General features: G+C 44.2%; 12 protein-coding genes. 7 read left to right on the forward strand and 5 right to left on the reverse strand.

The window, feature by feature from the left end; translation table 11 throughout:
- Positions 1-91: 91 nt before the first annotated feature.
- The 3 genes from AB3112_RS02690 to AB3112_RS02700 form a co-directional block, all read right to left on the reverse strand.
- Positions 92-778, reverse strand: coding sequence for an MgtC/SapB family protein (locus AB3112_RS02690; RefSeq protein WP_057910924.1), 687 nt, complete (start codon positions 776-778; stop codon positions 92-94).
- 102 nt (positions 779-880) lie between these two features.
- On the reverse strand, positions 881-2,548 hold the full coding sequence (locus AB3112_RS02695; protein WP_367333917.1) for an alpha-glucosidase: 1,668 nt from the start codon (positions 2,546-2,548) through the stop codon (positions 881-883).
- Between the two features lie 20 nt (positions 2,549-2,568).
- Complete coding sequence (locus AB3112_RS02700; protein WP_225355041.1) at positions 2,569-3,891, reverse strand: SLC45 family MFS transporter; 1,323 nt, start codon at positions 3,889-3,891, stop codon at positions 2,569-2,571.
- 295 nt (positions 3,892-4,186) lie between these two features.
- Between AB3112_RS02700 and AB3112_RS02705 the strand changes: the two genes are divergently transcribed.
- A complete protein-coding gene (locus AB3112_RS02705) occupies positions 4,187-5,173 on the forward strand; it encodes a LacI family DNA-binding transcriptional regulator (RefSeq protein WP_367333918.1) in 987 nt (328 codons plus the stop codon).
- Positions 5,174-5,335: 162 nt separating this feature from the next.
- Here AB3112_RS02705 and AB3112_RS02710 read toward each other — a convergent pair whose 3' ends face one another.
- Both AB3112_RS02710 and hflX read right to left on the reverse strand, forming a co-directional pair.
- Positions 5,336-6,709 (reverse strand): APC family permease, encoded by a 1,374-nt coding sequence (locus AB3112_RS02710; RefSeq protein ID WP_084974585.1) that lies wholly within the window; start codon positions 6,707-6,709, stop codon positions 5,336-5,338.
- 76 nt (positions 6,710-6,785) lie between these two features.
- Entirely contained in the window at positions 6,786-8,072 is a 1,287-nt protein-coding gene (hflX, locus tag AB3112_RS02715) for a GTPase HflX (protein WP_084998411.1), read from the reverse strand.
- A gap of 297 nt (positions 8,073-8,369) precedes the next feature.
- On the opposite strand from hflX, the gene AB3112_RS02720 reads away from it, so the two are divergent.
- The 6 genes from AB3112_RS02720 (at position 8,370) to AB3112_RS02745 (ending at position 16,235) form a co-directional block, all read left to right on the forward strand.
- A complete protein-coding gene (locus AB3112_RS02720; protein ID WP_367333919.1) occupies positions 8,370-9,992 on the forward strand; it encodes a peptide ABC transporter substrate-binding protein in 1,623 nt (540 codons plus the stop codon).
- Positions 9,993-10,466: 474 nt separating this feature from the next.
- Positions 10,467-12,086: a peptide ABC transporter substrate-binding protein gene (locus tag AB3112_RS02725; protein ID WP_367333920.1), complete on the forward strand. Its 1,620-nt coding sequence runs from the start codon at positions 10,467-10,469 to the stop codon at positions 12,084-12,086.
- A gap of 118 nt (positions 12,087-12,204) precedes the next feature.
- Entirely contained in the window at positions 12,205-13,125 is a 921-nt protein-coding gene (opp3b, locus tag AB3112_RS02730) for an oligopeptide ABC transporter permease (RefSeq protein WP_057910931.1), read from the forward strand.
- Between the two features lie 14 nt (positions 13,126-13,139).
- Positions 13,140-14,168: an ABC transporter permease gene (locus tag AB3112_RS02735; RefSeq protein WP_057910932.1), complete on the forward strand. Its 1,029-nt coding sequence runs from the start codon at positions 13,140-13,142 to the stop codon at positions 14,166-14,168.
- Positions 14,169-14,178: 10 nt separating this feature from the next.
- Complete coding sequence (locus AB3112_RS02740) at positions 14,179-15,276, forward strand: ABC transporter ATP-binding protein (RefSeq protein ID WP_057910933.1); 1,098 nt, start codon at positions 14,179-14,181, stop codon at positions 15,274-15,276.
- Positions 15,273-16,235, forward strand: coding sequence for an ABC transporter ATP-binding protein (locus AB3112_RS02745; protein ID WP_057910934.1), 963 nt, complete (start codon positions 15,273-15,275; stop codon positions 16,233-16,235). Before AB3112_RS02740 ends, AB3112_RS02745 begins: the two co-directional genes overlap by 4 nt.
- The last annotated feature ends 179 nt before the right edge of the window (positions 16,236-16,414 follow it).

Raw genomic sequence — 16,414 nt, forward strand, 5'->3', positions numbered from 1 at the left:
AACCGGTCTCAAAAAAATCAAACACTCAGCTCAACCAAACAAGGGCCACCAACGCACAGTTGGTGACCCTTGTTTTTGATTTATTATCCAGTTAATCCAAAACCTCAATTTTCCTGACATCCACCAAATCGCTCATCTGGCGAATAAACTCATCCGGATCCATCTTGTGCCGCAGTTTAACTCTGACTTCCAGTGAAAAAGCGTCGGGTTTGTACGACAAGATTCTCATTCGGAGATCCGTGCTGCCAATCGCTCTGAGACGGTCAGGCAGCTCGTCCATGGACGCCAATTCGCCGTTAAAGGTTACTTGTAGGCGCAGCATTGAACGGTTCGGATAACGCTTAAATGCCCGAATTTGACGGACGATGGTTTGCGTAATCAAGATGCAGAGCGTTCCAGCGATTCCAATGACGTACATATCGGCCCCAATTGCCAGGCCAATGGCAGCCGTTGCCCATAATCCCGCAGCAGTCGTCAGGCCGTCAATTTTATGGTTGCGCGTGATAATTGCACCGGCACCGATGAACCCAATCCCAGTCACAACCTGAGAAGCAATTCGGGATGGGTCTAAGCTGACGTCCGCGTGGTTGATGACATCAAAGAAGCCATATTTGGAAATAATCATAAACAGTGCCGATCCCACTGCCACCAGCATATGAGTTCTAATCCCAGCGGTTTTTAATCGAACCTTGCGTTCGTAGCCGACCAGGCCACCGCAGATTGCGGCCACAAACAGCCTTAAAATCCATTCCAATTGATATAACACGTATGCGGTCATTGGCAGCCCTCCTTTACTGAATATTTTTCTTAATTATAACGCCAAGCTTATTAGAGACCAAAAAAGACAACCGGAAATGGTTGTCTAATCAAAACGGATCAGTTAATCAAAAACATACACTTTACTTTCATACGGCCGTAACTGGGTTCCTTTATCATCATCGTAATTACTAATCAGTAGCTTGGAAGTTGTCGGCTGGCCATAATCACGTGTAACCGGAGTCGCTGTGAAATTACTAATGACCAGCAATGTTTGACCCTGATAGTGTCGACGATAGGAAAAGACTATGTCGTCTTGCGGGTCGATTTCTTCGTAAGTCCCGTATTTAATCAAATCAGAATTATGCCGTAATTGGATTAATTTTTGGTAGTGGTAAAAGACGGATTGCTGATCGTCAACGGCTGCTTTGGCGTTAATTTCGGTGTAGTTAGGATTCAGTGCGAACCACGGCTTCTCATCCGAAAAGCCGGCGTTTTTGCTTGCGTCCCACTGCATCGGCGTCCGTGCGTTATCACGTGAGCGACTGGCCAAATACTTGAGCATGGTCGTTCCATCAACTACTTTATCCTGATCCACCAGTTCATGATAGGAATTAATTGATTCCAAATCTTCATACTGGTCAAGGCTGGTGTAGTGGACATTTGTCATACCAAGTTCTTCGCCCTCATAGACGAATGGCGTTCCCTGCATCATGTGCAACGTCGTGCCGAGCATTTTGGCTGCCCGAATCCGATACTTTGGCTCGTCGGTTGCAAACCGTGAAACGGCCCGGGGCTGGTCATGATTGTTCCAGTAAAGGCTGTTCCAACCCTTGCCATCGAGTGCTTTTTGCCAACGAGACAGGGCCTGCTTTAATTCAGTCAGCTTAACGGGCGTATCATCCCACTTGCCCAAGCGGGGATCGGGATTCGCCGACAGCTGAACGTGTTCAAACTGAAAGACCATGTTCAGCTCATTGCTGTCAAGGCCGGTATAGGCAATTGCATCTTCGGGCTTGGAGCTGGGCATTTCGCCGACGGTCATCACGTCATAGTGTGATAGGACTTCTTCGTTCATTTCGTGAAGGTAGTCATTTAATTTCGGACCGTCTGCAACCAGTGGTTCGACAATTGCGTAGTTGGCCGGCTCTGGTGCATCTGGGAGGCCGTTTGGCTTTGAAATCAGATTGATAACGTCCATTCTAAAGCCGTCGACGCCCTTGTCCAGCCCGAAACGCATGATCTTCCAAACCGACTGCCGAACAGCTGGATTCTCCCAGTTTAAGTCGGGTTGACCAGGAGCAAACAAGTGCAGGTAATATTGCCCACGTTCAGGAACGTACGTCCAAGCCGAGCCACCAAATGCTGCTCCCCAGTTGTTCGGCTCATGACCGTCAACCGGATCGCGCCAGATGTAGTAATCGGCGTATTGGTTATCCCGGGACTGTTTGCTTTCCTGGAACCAGCGGTGTTGATCAGATGTGTGATTAACAACCAGATCCATTAATAGTTTCATACCATGGTTGTGGATTTCAGCGAGCAGCTCGTCAAAGTCTGCCATGGTACCGTATGTCGGCAAGATTTTTTCATAATCAGCGATATCGTAGCCATTGTCTTTGAGCGGTGAATCGTAAATTGGATTGAGCCACAACACGTCGACGCCGAGCTTTTGTAAATATGGCAGGCGCTTGATAATCCCGTGAAGGTCGCCAATCCCATCATGATTGCTGTCTTGAAAACTCTGTGGATAAATTTGATAAACAACTGCATTTTGCCACCATTTGTGTGTCATATTAACGTCATACCTCCATATTATTTGTTAGTTGATTTGTCTGAAAGGGCCGGGTGAATGATGCCGACCATGAATGCACCGATAAACATCATGATACCGGCAATCACAATCATACCGGGCATTGATTTGCCGATCAGTGGGAAAAGTGCGAAACTGGCGACTGACGCGATGATCTGTGGTAAACAGATGCCGCAGTTGAATAGTCCCAGGTAGGCCCCTTCATTTTCACCATTCAACGATTCGGTGAACAATGAGAGTGATTCGGTTTGCATGGTCAGGTAACTCATGCCGATTAATGCAAACGGCAAAATTAACATCATTTGTGAGTGAATAAAGAAGATCCAGATGAAACCGACGCCACCCATGATAAGGCCGATTCGGAACCATAATTTCCGCTGAGTGGGTTTGGTGCGTGAAAGAACTGCGAAGCCCCAAATAACGGCTGCCAATGACTCAACGGTAGTCATGATACCAAACCAGTTACCGGCGGCTTGATAGCCGGCTGAAGCAGGGTTGCTGGTATTCCAAACGTTTTGCGCAATGGCGCCGGTTCCATAAGTCCAAAGATACTGAAAAGCAAACCAGTCAAATAGTTGAACGGCGGAAACTTCCCAGAATGAGCGTGGGGCTTTTTTGACCAGTGACCACAGACTCGCCTGTTTTTTATGTTGGTCCTCAGAAATTCCGTGGTAACGGGCGTATGTGATGGGGTCGTATTCATGAACCGACCAGATGGTGTAAACGGAAGTGGCCAGTAATACTGCCGCTCCGATGTAAAAAGCCATCTTGACGGACATGGGCACTTCACCCTTGGGCGCCACGTTGGAGACCCCAAACCATGTTAATAGAAATGGGAAGACCGTTGCAAGGACGCCGCCCAAATTTGAAAACGACTGCTGCCAAGACCAGGCTTTATCCTTTTGGTCTTCATTAACCATATCACCAATGATCATTTTAAATGGCTGCATGCAGACATTGGAAGACAGATCCATGAATAAGATGGTGATTGCGCCGAACATCAACGCAGCCAGTGACGCATAACCGAAGCCAAACGAGCCGGCATTTGGTAGCAGAATCATCACGATAGCAGCGATTGGTGCGCCAATCATTAGATAAGGCATTCGCCGACCAAATCGGTTCCAGGTCATATCTGAATATTTTCCAATTAATGGCTGAACAACCATTCCCGCTAAAGGCGGAAGAATAAAGAAGAAACCAAGCTTGGTCGGGTCTGCTCCGATCGTTTGAAAAATTCGGCCCATCTGTGAAGACTGAAGCGAAAAGGCCATGTTAACCCCGAAAAAACCAAATGTCATGGCAAAGATCGTGCTGAGCTTCAGCATTGGCAGTCCTTTGGTTTTAGGTGCCGGTTGCTCAACTTCAGCAGTCAGTTGTTTTCCAATCTGTTCTTTTGCAATCATAAGAATTCCTCCCTTGGATGTTGGTTTCTGATTCAACTTGGCCAATTCATATATTGAAAAAGAAAACGTTTACATGGATGATAATAACATCAAGAGTAACCGTTTGCAATGCTTTTATATCAAAAACACAAACGTTTGTGGTAATAATTGTCAGAACCCTTGTGGTATAATGGATTTCAGAATCTTTACTTCGCATTGTGCACAGAGGGGTGAATTAATGGCTGCTACAATTAAAGATATCGCTAAAATATCCGGGGTTTCTCCGGCGACGGTATCACGAGTGTTATCGAACCAACGTGAATTTTATTCTGAAAAGACTGCCAAAAAAGTTCGAGAAGCTGCAAAAAAATTGGGCTATCAACGCAATACCAGTGCCGTTGAATTGGTCACCCGCAAGAGTAAAGTGATTGCGGTTCTTGTAAGTTCGACGCAAACCAACTTTTCAAATGAAATCTTGAACGGAATTCAACAAGAGGCCCAGGCTCATAATCTGAGCGTGATGATTATTTTTGCCGGCGAAGGGGATCCTGATCTGCAGGCAAAGGCGTTACGAACCGTGATCGAACGCTCTGTGATGGGAATTTTACTGGTGGCTGTTGATTTGGCCCCTGAAAACGATGGGTTGCTGGAAAGTGCCAACATTCCATTTATTTTTATTTCGATGACAATGAAAAATACCAACTTTCCGTTTATTTCTTCAAACGATTTTGATATCGGTTATCAGGCAACTAAGTACCTCATCAAACACGGCCATCAAAGAATTGGCTTTGCGGCAACTGACCTCGATTCGTTCGTTGGGAATTTACGGTATGAAGGTTATCGCGACGCAATGCGCGACAATCAGCTGCCATTTAAGCAGCAGTGGGTCTGTGGCGGCCATTTTACCTATGAGGACGGCGTTAACGCCATGAAGCACTATGGTCCGGATACCGAGTTGACCGCAGTCATTGCCTCCAGTGACTTAAGTGGAATTGGGATTTTAAATCAGGCTAATCTATATGGCATGAGCGTTCCCAATCGATTGGCCATATTGACGATTGACGGGACACAACTGTGTGAGATTGTCCGGCCCCAATTGTCCAGCGTTACCCAATCCTTCTTTGAGATGGGGGTTAAAGGGATGAATATGCTGGTGAGCGAGTCCATGAATGAATTTTATTCAATGTATACGCCCATTAAGATTGTTGAACGTCAAAGTGTTTAGGGGGTAACCGAAGTGAAAGTTGTTGTATTACGTCATTCGGCCGGCCAACTGCTTTATCATAAGGCGGTTGTGTTGCCTTAAGGGTGTTTAAAATTCACAGCAAAAAAGGGACTACCAGCAAACGTTGCAATTTGCTGATAGTCCCTTTAATTCGGTTTCAGATTAGTCGTTTTCGTTGTTTAATGAGGCTTCCTTGTCCGCTGCAGCTTGTTGTTCGCGGTACTTCTTACTCTCGTAATAAAATACTGGAATTCCAACGGCGACAAAGATAAACGATGTCAATACGCCTGGCAAATCAGACATGATTTCACTGACAATCACGAACAGTGAACCACCAATCGCTAAAATCGGTGTCAATGGGAAAAGCGGTGTTGAAAATACCCGATGCTGATTAGGGTTTCGCTTTCTCAACAAGAAGACGCCGACAAATGCCATGACGTAGAAGCAGTATACCGTGAAGATACATAGTTCTGATAAACGGTCAGCGTTGGAGAAAATGATCATGATCGTCACAATGACCAATTCAGTGACAGTTGAAAAAATTGGTGTGTGTGACTTTGGGTGTAAGTATGACAACGTCTTTGAAAATGGCAGTTGGCCACGTTTGGCCATCGCATACATAATCCGTGGGAACGTCATGATCTTACCGTTCATACAGCCGACAATTGAGATGATGATTCCAATACTCAAAATCTTACCACCAACTTGGCCAAATGCTTGATTAGCGATGTAAGGAATGGCGCTGGTTCCCAACCGATGAATTTGTTCAGCTGGAACGGAGCGGTAGACACCATAGGAAACCAATAAATAGATGACCAAAACGGCTAAGATACCCAGTGTAATTGCTTGTGGCAACAGCTTTCTGGGGTTCTTAATTTCACCACCCAAGTTGGCCACCAGGATCCAACCATCAAAGGCAAATAAAGTCGCCAAGATGGCAACCCCGAAGTTTCCGGCTGACTGGTGAACGTGAACCAGGCTTTGACCAAAAGCACTTTCGTTACCAAAGAACAGGCCAAAGATGATCAATGCGGCAACCGGGACCAATTTACAGATCGTGGTAATAATAGCAAACGTTGCACCGTAACGGTTCGAGAATAAATTTAAGATACCGACTAAAACAATCGTCCCGATTGCCAAAATGGCGTTGTACTTACTTGGAAAGCCGAAGAAATCTGATAATAAAATGGCCAGATAGGCACCAAGTGAGGCAATCATTGCAGGTCCATAGATAATGATCTGCATCCAACCGGAGAGAAATCCCCACAATTTGCCGTAAATTCGTTCCATGTAAACGTAAAGGCCACCGGTTTCCGGCATCTGGGAGGCGATTTCGGCAATGGTTAAGCCGGCTGTGATGGTAAGCAGGCCACCTGCAAGCCAGGCAACCAGAGCCATGGTTGTTGAGCCGGCGTCGTCCAAAACAGCAGCTTGGCGAACAAAGACACCGGCACCAATAATCGTTCCAATAACGAGGGCTAACGCTGACCAGAGACCAAGATCTCTATCCAGCGTGACTTCTTTTTGTTCTTTCATGCGTTTAATTCCTCTCTTTTCATGTCAAAATTCAAAGCAAAATCATATCAGAATTGATTAGCTGTGACAAGCAACCCTATTCTGACGGTAAAATATACTTTTCAAATCGCTTGGCATCAACATCATTCAGTTCAGCAGTAATAACCGTACCATCGTCTCGATAATCGGTTTTTTCGATGTTGGTATTTTCGTTTAAATATGAAACCACGTCACCTTTGCTGAAAGGAATCAGCAGTGACAGCTTTTGATAGTTTTTGAAAATCTTTTCTTTAATCATCTTGGTGAGTTCTTGAAGGGACTGTTCGTCCTTGGCAGACATGATTAAGTTATCGCCTTCTCGGGAAGGAAATGTGATGTCCATCTTGTCAGCCTTGTTTAAGGCGACAATCATCGGTACGCCGGTAACCCCAATTTCGTTCAAAGTGTCCTCAGTTGTCTTCATCATCAACTCACGGTGGGGATCCGAGTAATCAACCACTTGAATTAACAGATCGGCATTAGCAGCTTCAGAAAGCGTTGACTTAAATGCTTGGACCAATTGGTGGGGCAGTTGACTGACGAATCCGACGGTATCACTGAATAGGAAACGTTTTTGATCGGGCAGGGTCAACTTACGAACCGAGGTATCCAAGGTGGCAAACAGCATGTTTTTGACCATAACTTGTTTGTCTTCGTTCTCACCAAATAGGTTGATCATCCCGTTCATCACGGTTGATTTACCGGCGTTAGTGTAACCAACAAGGGCAACTGTTGGCATTTCACTGCGGTCACGTTGTTTACGCTTGGTTTGATCAGCCTTGGCGGTTTCTTTGAGTTCCTGATTAACGTGCGTAATCCGCTTCTCGAGTGTCCGGCGGTTCAATTCGTATTGAGATTCACCGGCACCACGGTTGGTTGCGCCACCGGCACCACTACTGGTACCGGTTTGCTGGTCCAAGCGTTGACTGGCACTGGTGTGCAGCCGTGGCAGTTGATATTTTAATTTAGCCAACTCGACTTGAAGTTTGGCTTCCCGCGATTGCGCCCGGTTGGCGAAGATTTCCAATATGAGGCCGGTTCGGTCAATAATTCGTGCATGCGTATTTTTTTCGATATTTCGAATCTGGCTGGGAGATAGTTCGTCATTGGCCACGATGGTATCAACGCCATCGTCAATGACAACCTGAGTCAGTTCTTCAATTTTTCCCTTACCAAAATAAGTGGCAGGGTCTGGTCGATCTAATTTTTGAACCAAGGTTTCGACAACCTTCATATTGTTGGCTTCGGCCAGATTGTTCAACTCGGTCATTGAATAATCAAAGCTGCTGGCGTTTCGGTTCAATCCGATTGTAACGACAGGAGTTAAAGTTTCTTGTAAATCCATGTGGTGCCTCCTAATAAATTATGTGTTCAAGTATAACACACAAATGTAAATAATTTGTAGACAAAGTGCATCGGAGATTGAATCAGAGCATGATTTTGTAGAAAGACTTTAACGAAGAATCAAGGATTATCATTTAAAATTAATCGACGCCGACAGTGATCTCATTAAATTGTTCGCAATCGGTTGCTATTGCGCAATTGAATCGATTACAAAATGATATTGATTTTAATTAAAATTTAATTTAGAATGTAAAGGTTCACAGATATACATAATACAAGAAGGGAAGTTTCATATTTTATGAAGACTAAATCATTATTAAAAATTGGTGGGGTTGGGTTACTCACGGCGCTTGTGTTGGCGGGGTGTGGCAGTAAGTCCTCTGATTCCGGTGCCAAGAAGCAGACGGCCAATTGGATGGTTGCGGCTAACATCAACACCATGGACGCATCCAAGATGACCGATTTGATTTCGAGTCAAAACATCAATGCGACAAATGAAGGCTTGCTGCAAATGTCCAAGAATAATACGGTTATTCCTGGTGTCGCTAAGAACTACACCGTTTCAAAGGACGGTAAAACTTGGACGTTTAACCTGCGTCATTCAAAGTGGAACGATGGTAAGCCGGTAACGGCCAAAGACTTTGTTTACTCATGGCAACGAACGGTGAACCCAAAGACGGCATCACAATATGCTTACATCTTTACCAACATCGAAAACGCCGATAAAATCAATGCCGGCAAGATGTCACCTTCCAAGCTGGGTGCCAAAGCCGAGGGTGACTACAAGCTGGTTGTTCATTTAATCAAGCCACAAAGTTACTTTAAGTCCATGGTATCGCAAAGCTACTACTTCCCAGAGGAAACTTCTGTGGTCAAGAAATACGGCTCATCATATGGAACCGATTCGCAAAAGAATGGTTATAATGGCCCATTCGTGCTCAAGGGTTGGAACGGAACCAACGATACCTGGAAATTAGTTAAGAATCCGAAGTACTGGGATGCCAAATCAATTAAGCTGGATACATTGAATATGCAAGCGATTAAGGATCCAAACACAGCGCTTAACGGTTTCCAAAGTGGCAAGCTTGATTTCACAACGTTGAGTGGCACCCAAGTTAAGCAATACAAGAACGATAAGAACTTCCATCTATACAAGCAAGCTTCGATTTACTACCTTGAAATGAATGAGAAGAAGTTCCCGATGTTTAGGAATAAGAATATTCGAAAAGCCTTCTCGCTGGCAATTGACAAAAAACAACTTGCTAATAAAGTTTTAGCTGATGGTTCTCAAGCACCAAAGGGCTTTGTTGCTGACGATATGTCTCAACATAACGGCAAGGACTTTGCGGATGAATCATACGTCCCAAGCGCGGTTTCGTACAATTTAGCTCAAGCCAAGAAATACTGGGCAAAGGGCTTGAAAGAAACGGGTAAGAAGTCGGTTAACCTGACATTACTTTCAGATGACACCGACGTTGCCAAACGGTCAACCGAATTTGTTCAAAGTCAGTTAACCAAATTGCCGGGTGTTAAGATCACCAATCAAAACGTGCCTTATAAGACACGTCTGTCACGTTCAGCCAGCGGCCAATTTGATTTGGTTATCACTGCTTGGAACGCTGATTACCCTGATCCAAGCAACTTCTTGGATATCTTAACTTCCAAGAACGCTTACAACAACGGTAAGTGGAGCAACGCCAAATACGACGCTTTGGTTAAAAAATCAGAGAGTACAGACGCTGCCAACGAAAACGCCCGTTGGAAAGACATGGTTCAAGCAGAGAAGATCTTGATGAACGATCAAGGAATTGTGCCACTGTATCAGCCAGCCATTTCAACGTTGATGAAATCAAAGGTTCACGGCGTTCAGTTCTTCCCAACAGCACCGCAATGGGATTGGTCCAAGATTTCAATTAAATAATTTTAAAAGTGTGGCAAAAATCAAATTGCTGCCCAGTATAAGAAAAATAGCCAAACATCCAGGATATGGGTGTTTGGCTATTTTTGATAGCTGGAAGCGACTGGTTGGAATTTAGTGAAAATATACATCAATCATGCATATCAAACATTTTGAAGGCTCACTAATATAGTGAGTAATTCATTGACTCATTCTGTGAAACGATTTACTCCTGGTCCGATCATTTATACGATTGGAAGGGACATATTAGATCGAACGATTTTGACCAATCTTTTTTGCCGATCGTAAAAAGTGAAATGCATTTCCTAAACAACCGTGGTTAACCGACTTTGGACTTCACAATTAACCACCTATACCAATTGGGGACTGTTACAAGGCAATAAAAGTCGCAGGATGCATTGCTTTTAATCAAATTTTAATTTAAAATAGGACTATCACAAAATAAGTATTTCATATTTGGAAGGGAAGTATCGCGTTATGAAAATTAATTCATTAGCGAAGCTCGGTGGGGTAGCGCTCGTTTCAGCACTTATCCTTGCAGGGTGTGGCAGTAAGTCGTCACAAGGAACCAAAAAGCAAGAAATCAGTTGGATGACACCATCAGCAATTCAAACGATGGATACATCTAAGATGATTGATTTATATTCAGCACAAGTTGCCAATGGTACCAACGAAGGGCTTTTTCGAATGGCCAAGAACAACAAGGTTGACCCTGGTGTTGCCAAGAGCTACAGCGTATCAAAAGATGGTAAGACATGGACATTTAATTTACGTCACTCCAAATGGAATGATGGCACTCCAGTTACCGCCAAAGATTTCGTCTTCTCATGGCAAAGAACCGTTAAGCCTAAGACTGCTTCACAATACGCTTACATATTTGCCAACGTTAAGAATGCCGAAAAGATTAATGCTGGTAAAATGTCACCTTCAAAATTGGGGGTTAAAGCAGATGGTGACTACAAGTTCGTTGTTACTTTGGACAAGCCACAAAGTTACTTTAAGTTCATGGTTACCCAACCTGAATTCTTCCCACAAAATTCTAAAGTTGTGAACAAGTATGGTAACAACTACGGAACTGACTCAACTAAGAACAGTTACAATGGTCCATTTATTCTTAAAGGCTGGTCAGGAACTAACGATACTTGGAAGCTTGTTAAGAACACCAAGTATTGGGATGCCAAAAAAGTTAAGCTCCAACAAGTTAACTATCAAGCTGTTAAGACACCTTCAACCGCTTTGAGCAGTTATCAAAGTAACAAGCTTGACTACACCACTTTGAGTGGAACTTTGGCTGCCAACAACAAGAACAATAAGGCATACACAGTCTTCCCACAAGCCTCAACCACTTATATGGAATTTAACACTAAGAAGATACCAGCACTTAGAAACGTGAATATCCGTAAGGCGATGGCATTAGCGATCGACAAGAAGCAAATGGTTAACAAGGTTATGCAAGGTGGCGATATCACACCTAAGGGCTTTGTCCCAGCAAGTATGGCTAAGCACAACGGCAAAGATTTCGCTGCTCAAGCATATGTAAAGTCAGGTACTGATTACAACTTGCAGGAAGCTAAGACCTTATTCGCAAAAGGGATGAAGCAAGTTGGCAAGAAGTCATTGAGCTTGACATTGATGGGTGCAGATGATGACGATACCAAACGTGCAACTGAATTCGTTCAAAGTCAATTAACCAAATTACCAGGTTTGAAGATTACCAACTCAAACATTCCATTCAAGTCAAAATTGACCAAGATGGAAAATCAACAATTTGACATTGGACTTTCCGCATGGATTGCCGATTACCCAGATCCAAGCAACTTCTTGGATTTGATGACTTCAGACAATTCATACAACGATGGTAAGTGGTCCAACAAGGAGTACGATGCATTAGTTAAGAAGTCAGAAGACCAAGATGCCAACAATGAAACTGCTCGTTGGAATGATATGGTTCAAGCTGAAAAGATCTTGATGAACCAACAGGGAGTCGTTCCCCTTTATCAACAAGGACAAGCCGCATTGGTACGACCTTCTGTAAAGGGTGTTCAAGCATTTACCACCTCACCACAGTATGACTTTGCGAAGGCATACGTTAAGTAATTATTAAATGAACAGTTCGATGTATTTGAGGCTGGTTATTGAAATCCGGCCTCTTTTACATTATTATGGGGTTTATGAAAAAATAGTGACAACATAATTAGAAATGAGAGGAACACTTATGGCAAAATACTTGGGAAAACGAATATTTTACATTATTCTGACCTTGTTTATCGTCAGTACAATTACCTTTTTCATGATGAAGCTAATGCCTGGTACGCCACTGACTAACCAAGCCAAGTTGACACCAACACAGATTCATCAAATTTATAAGCAGTATGGGTTGGATAAGCCGGTTTGGCAACAGTACCTGGTCTACCTTGGTGGGATTATCCATGGTAACTTCGGGACTTCATTCCAGTTCAGTAACCAACCGGTCTCTTATCTGATTTCAAGCCGACTTGGCCCATCTCTTATCATTGGTGGCCAAGGAATGGTTTTGGGTGTGATTGCTGGATTGATCGTTGGTGCAATTGGTGCCATCAAAGCGAACACTTGGATTGATACATCAGCGACAATTCTGTCAATTCTGTTTATTTCAATTCCATCCTTCGTTTTGGCGGTTCTTCTACAGTACTACCTTGGACTGAAATTACGACTGTTTCCAATTGCAGACTGGGGCGGGTTTATGTATACCGTCCTTCCAACGTTGGCCCTGGCCGCGTCGCCGTTAGCTGAAACCGCCCGATTTATGCGGACGGAAATGGTGGACGTGTTGAGTTCGGATTATATCGAACTCGCCAAAGCCAAGGGGCTCAATAAAGTTGGAATCATCTATCACCACGCACTGCGGAATAGTTTGATTCCAGTTGTCACAATTGTTGGGCCACTGGCTGTTAACATCATGACCGGTTCAATGGTTGTTGAAAACATCTTCTCAATTCCTGGTATTGGTGAGCAATTCGTTAAGTCGGTTCTGACAAACGACTACCCAACTATCATGGGACTGACCATTGTCTATAGTGCGATGCTTTGTGTTGTGCTGTTAATCACTGACATTGTTTATGGATTAATTGATCCACGAATCAGAATTAATAAGTAGGAGGGAGAATAATAATGGCAGACAATGCAAAACAGGCTTCAGCCGACGATTTTACACCATTAGCCGGTTCTGACCGTGCTAAATTAGATGACGAAAAAATCGCAACGCCATCCTTAACTTTCTTACAAGATTCGTGGCGCCGATTACGTAAAAATAAAGCAGCGATGATTTCATTGGTTATTTTGATCATTTTATTCATCTTAGCTTTCTTCTCATTTATCTTTGAAACTCATAATCCAAATGCCACAAACCCCAACTTTGCTAATTTACCACCAAAGATTCCGGGAATTGACATTAATGGGTTTAACGGAACGATTGAACAATCCGGCGAGCGGGTGAATGCTTATGCTCAAGCCCACGCCGGTAATCACTTCTACATTTTAGGAACGGATTACCTTGGTCGTGACCTGTTCTCCAGAATTCTTTATGGAACTCGAATTTCGCTTGAAATTGCTTTGATTGCCAGTTTCTTCGATTTGGCAATCGGAGTTGTTTACGGCATTACTTCCGGCTGGGTTGGCGGTCGAGTTGATACCTTGATGCAACGAATCATTGAAATCATGTTGTCAATTCCTAACCTGGTTGTCATGGTTCTGTTGATTTTGGTATTGAAGCCAGGGATGAGCGCAATTATCCTTTCAATCGCCATTACCAGTTGGATTAACATGGCCCGACTGATTCGAGCGCAAACGCTGGAGCTTAAGAACCAGGAATTTATCCTGGCGGCCAGAACATTGGGTGAGAGCTCTTGGAAGATTGCCTTCAAGCATTTATTGCCGAACTTGAGTAGTATTATCATCATTAACTTGATGTTTACGATTCCAACCGCAATTTTCTTCGAAGCCTTCCTGTCATACATCGGAATCGGTATCAGTGCACCACAAGCATCACTTGGTACTTTGATCAACGATGGCCAGAAGAACTTCCAGTTCCTGCCATATCAAATGTGGTATCCAGCGATTGTGCTGTCCGTATTAATGATTGCATTTAATATCTTGGGTGATGGGCTAAGAGATGCCCTTGATCCAAAGAGTAGAGAGTAGGTGTTTTGAGATGGAAAACAAGAATGATGTACTTGAGGTAAGAAATCTCAAAATCAACTTCAATACGTATGCAGGAACTGTTAAAGCGATTCGAGACGTCAGCTTTGACCTGGCCAAGGGAGAAACCTTAGCGATTGTTGGGGAATCCGGTTCAGGAAAAACTGTTACCACAAGAAGTATTATGGGATTAAATTCTCCCAATGCCGTTATCGACAGCGGGACAATCATGTTTAAGGATCAGGATTTATTAAAGAAGACGCGAAAGCAAATGGATCAAATTCGGGGACGCGATATCGCCGAAATCTTCCAGGACCCGATGACGTCACTGGACCCAACCATGAAAATTGGTAAACAGATTGCTGAACCGCTAATTATTCATAAGGGCATGAAGCGTGAAAAGGCCTATGCCCAGGCATTGGAAATGATGAAATTAGTTGGGATTGATAACGCTGAGCAACGAATCAATAACTATCCCCACCAATTTTCAGGTGGGATGAGACAACGGATTGTGATTGCGATTGCGCTGGTCAACTACCCTGAAATTTTGATTGCTGATGAGCCGACGACTGCCTTGGACGTAACGATCCAAGCTCAGATTTTGGATTTGATGAAAGAGTTACAGGCGAAGACCAATACTTCCATCATTTTCATTACCCATGATTTGGGAGTCGTTGCCGGCATGGCCGATCGAGTTGCCGTTATGTACGCCGGCAAGATTGTCGAGTACGGAACGGTTGACGAAATCTTCTATAATCCAAAGCATCCGTATACTTGGGGGCTCTTGAATTCCATGCCAACCATGGATACTTCCGGAACTGAATTACCGTCGATCCCAGGAACGCCGCCTGATTTATTGGATCCACCAAAGGGAGACGCCTTTGCACCCCGAAATCAGTATGCGCTGAAGATTGATACCGAAAAGGAGCCGCCATTTTTCAAGGTGTCTGACACCCATTATGCTGCAACCTGGCTGTTGGATCCGCGGGCACCAAAAGTCACTCCGCCTGCACCAATTATCGAACGTCAAAAGCATTACGCCGAACTTGTTCATCAAGAAATTGATAAGAGCAAGGGCACACACGTTGAAGAACAGGAGGAGCAACTGTGATTGACTATTCAGACGAAAATAAAATTTTACAGGTTGAACATTTAAAACAGTATTTTAACATTGGTAAACCTAATGAAGTCCGCGCGGTTGACGACATCACCTTTGACGTGTACCGTGGCGAGACGTTTGGCTTGGTAGGCGAATCCGGATCAGGAAAGACGACAACTGGTCGGGCAATTATTCACCTGTACGAACCAACTGCCGGCAAGATTATTTTTGACGGTCAAGATGTCTCTCAGCTTAATACCAAGAGCAAGCGTCAATCGTTCCGACGGGATATGCAGATGATTTTCCAGGATCCCTACGCATCACTTAACCCTCGGATGAAGGTTAAAGATATCGTGGCTGAAGGAATTGATATCAACCACTTGGCTAAAGATGATGCCGACCGGTCCAAACAAGTTGAAGACTTGCTTGAAACCGTTGGATTGAACAAGGACCATTCCAGTCGTTACCCCCATGAATTCTCTGGTGGCCAGCGACAACGAATTGGGATTGCCAGAGCCTTGGCCGTTCAGCCACAATTCATCATCGCTGATGAGCCAATTTCAGCACTGGATGTTTCGATTCAGGCTCAGGTGGTCAACCTGCTCAAGAAGCTGCAGCGGGAACGGAATTTGACCTACCTGTTTATCGCCCATGACCTGTCCATGGTTAAGTACATTAGTGACCGGATTGGCGTTATGCATTACGGTCGAATGTTGGAAATTGCCAGCTCGGATGAGATATATGCCCACCCGCTGCATGATTACACGGCAAGTCTACTGTCGGCTGTGCCAGTGCCGGATCCAGAGTACGAGCGGGCACGGGTGCAGATTCCGTATGATGCCAGTCAAGAATTTGACGGCAAGGAACGTTCGTTGGTCGAAATTGTCCCGCATCACTGGGTTAGAGCCAGTGAGGATGAAATTCCGATGTATAAGGAACGGGCGGAAAGTAAGTCGAGGTTAAAGAAATAGAGTGTGACTCAAACCGCTTAGACTCCGAGCATTAATGTGATAACCAGCTATGGCGCTGTCTTTGCGCCAAAGCTGGTTATTGGATTAAGCGGAGGAGTCTGGTTTGAGGAACACGTTTCCACTAGGTAAAAAGGAAACACAAAACTACGACTCAAACTAAACAGAATGTGATTTAAATA

It is taken from the genome of Lentilactobacillus sp., from assembly GCF_040773105.1.
Taxonomy (GTDB): domain Bacteria; phylum Bacillota; class Bacilli; order Lactobacillales; family Lactobacillaceae; genus Lentilactobacillus; species Lentilactobacillus parabuchneri.

Bases quoted from the DNA above. Each gene is read 5' to 3' on its own strand.
- AB3112_RS02690 (WP_057910924.1), bottom strand. From the start codon at position 778: ATGACCGCATACGTGTTATATCAATTGGAATGGATTTTAAGGCTGTTT.
- AB3112_RS02695 (WP_367333917.1), bottom strand. From the start codon at position 2,548: ATGACACACAAATGGTGGCAAAATGCAGTTGTTTATCAAATTTATCCA.
- AB3112_RS02700 (WP_225355041.1), bottom strand. From the start codon at position 3,891: ATGCTGAAGCTCAGCACGATCTTTGCCATGACATTTGGTTTTTTCGGG.
- AB3112_RS02705 (WP_367333918.1), top strand. From the start codon at position 4,187: ATGGCTGCTACAATTAAAGATATCGCTAAAATATCCGGGGTTTCTCCG.
- AB3112_RS02710 (WP_084974585.1), bottom strand. From the start codon at position 6,709: ATGAAAGAACAAAAAGAAGTCACGCTGGATAGAGATCTTGGTCTCTGG.
- hflX (WP_084998411.1), bottom strand. From the start codon at position 8,072: ATGGATTTACAAGAAACTTTAACTCCTGTCGTTACAATCGGATTGAAC.
- AB3112_RS02720 (WP_367333919.1), top strand. From the start codon at position 8,370: ATGAAGACTAAATCATTATTAAAAATTGGTGGGGTTGGGTTACTCACG.
- AB3112_RS02725 (WP_367333920.1), top strand. From the start codon at position 10,467: ATGAAAATTAATTCATTAGCGAAGCTCGGTGGGGTAGCGCTCGTTTCA.
- opp3b (WP_057910931.1), top strand. From the start codon at position 12,205: ATGGCAAAATACTTGGGAAAACGAATATTTTACATTATTCTGACCTTG.
- AB3112_RS02735 (WP_057910932.1), top strand. From the start codon at position 13,140: ATGGCAGACAATGCAAAACAGGCTTCAGCCGACGATTTTACACCATTA.
- AB3112_RS02740 (WP_057910933.1), top strand. From the start codon at position 14,179: ATGGAAAACAAGAATGATGTACTTGAGGTAAGAAATCTCAAAATCAAC.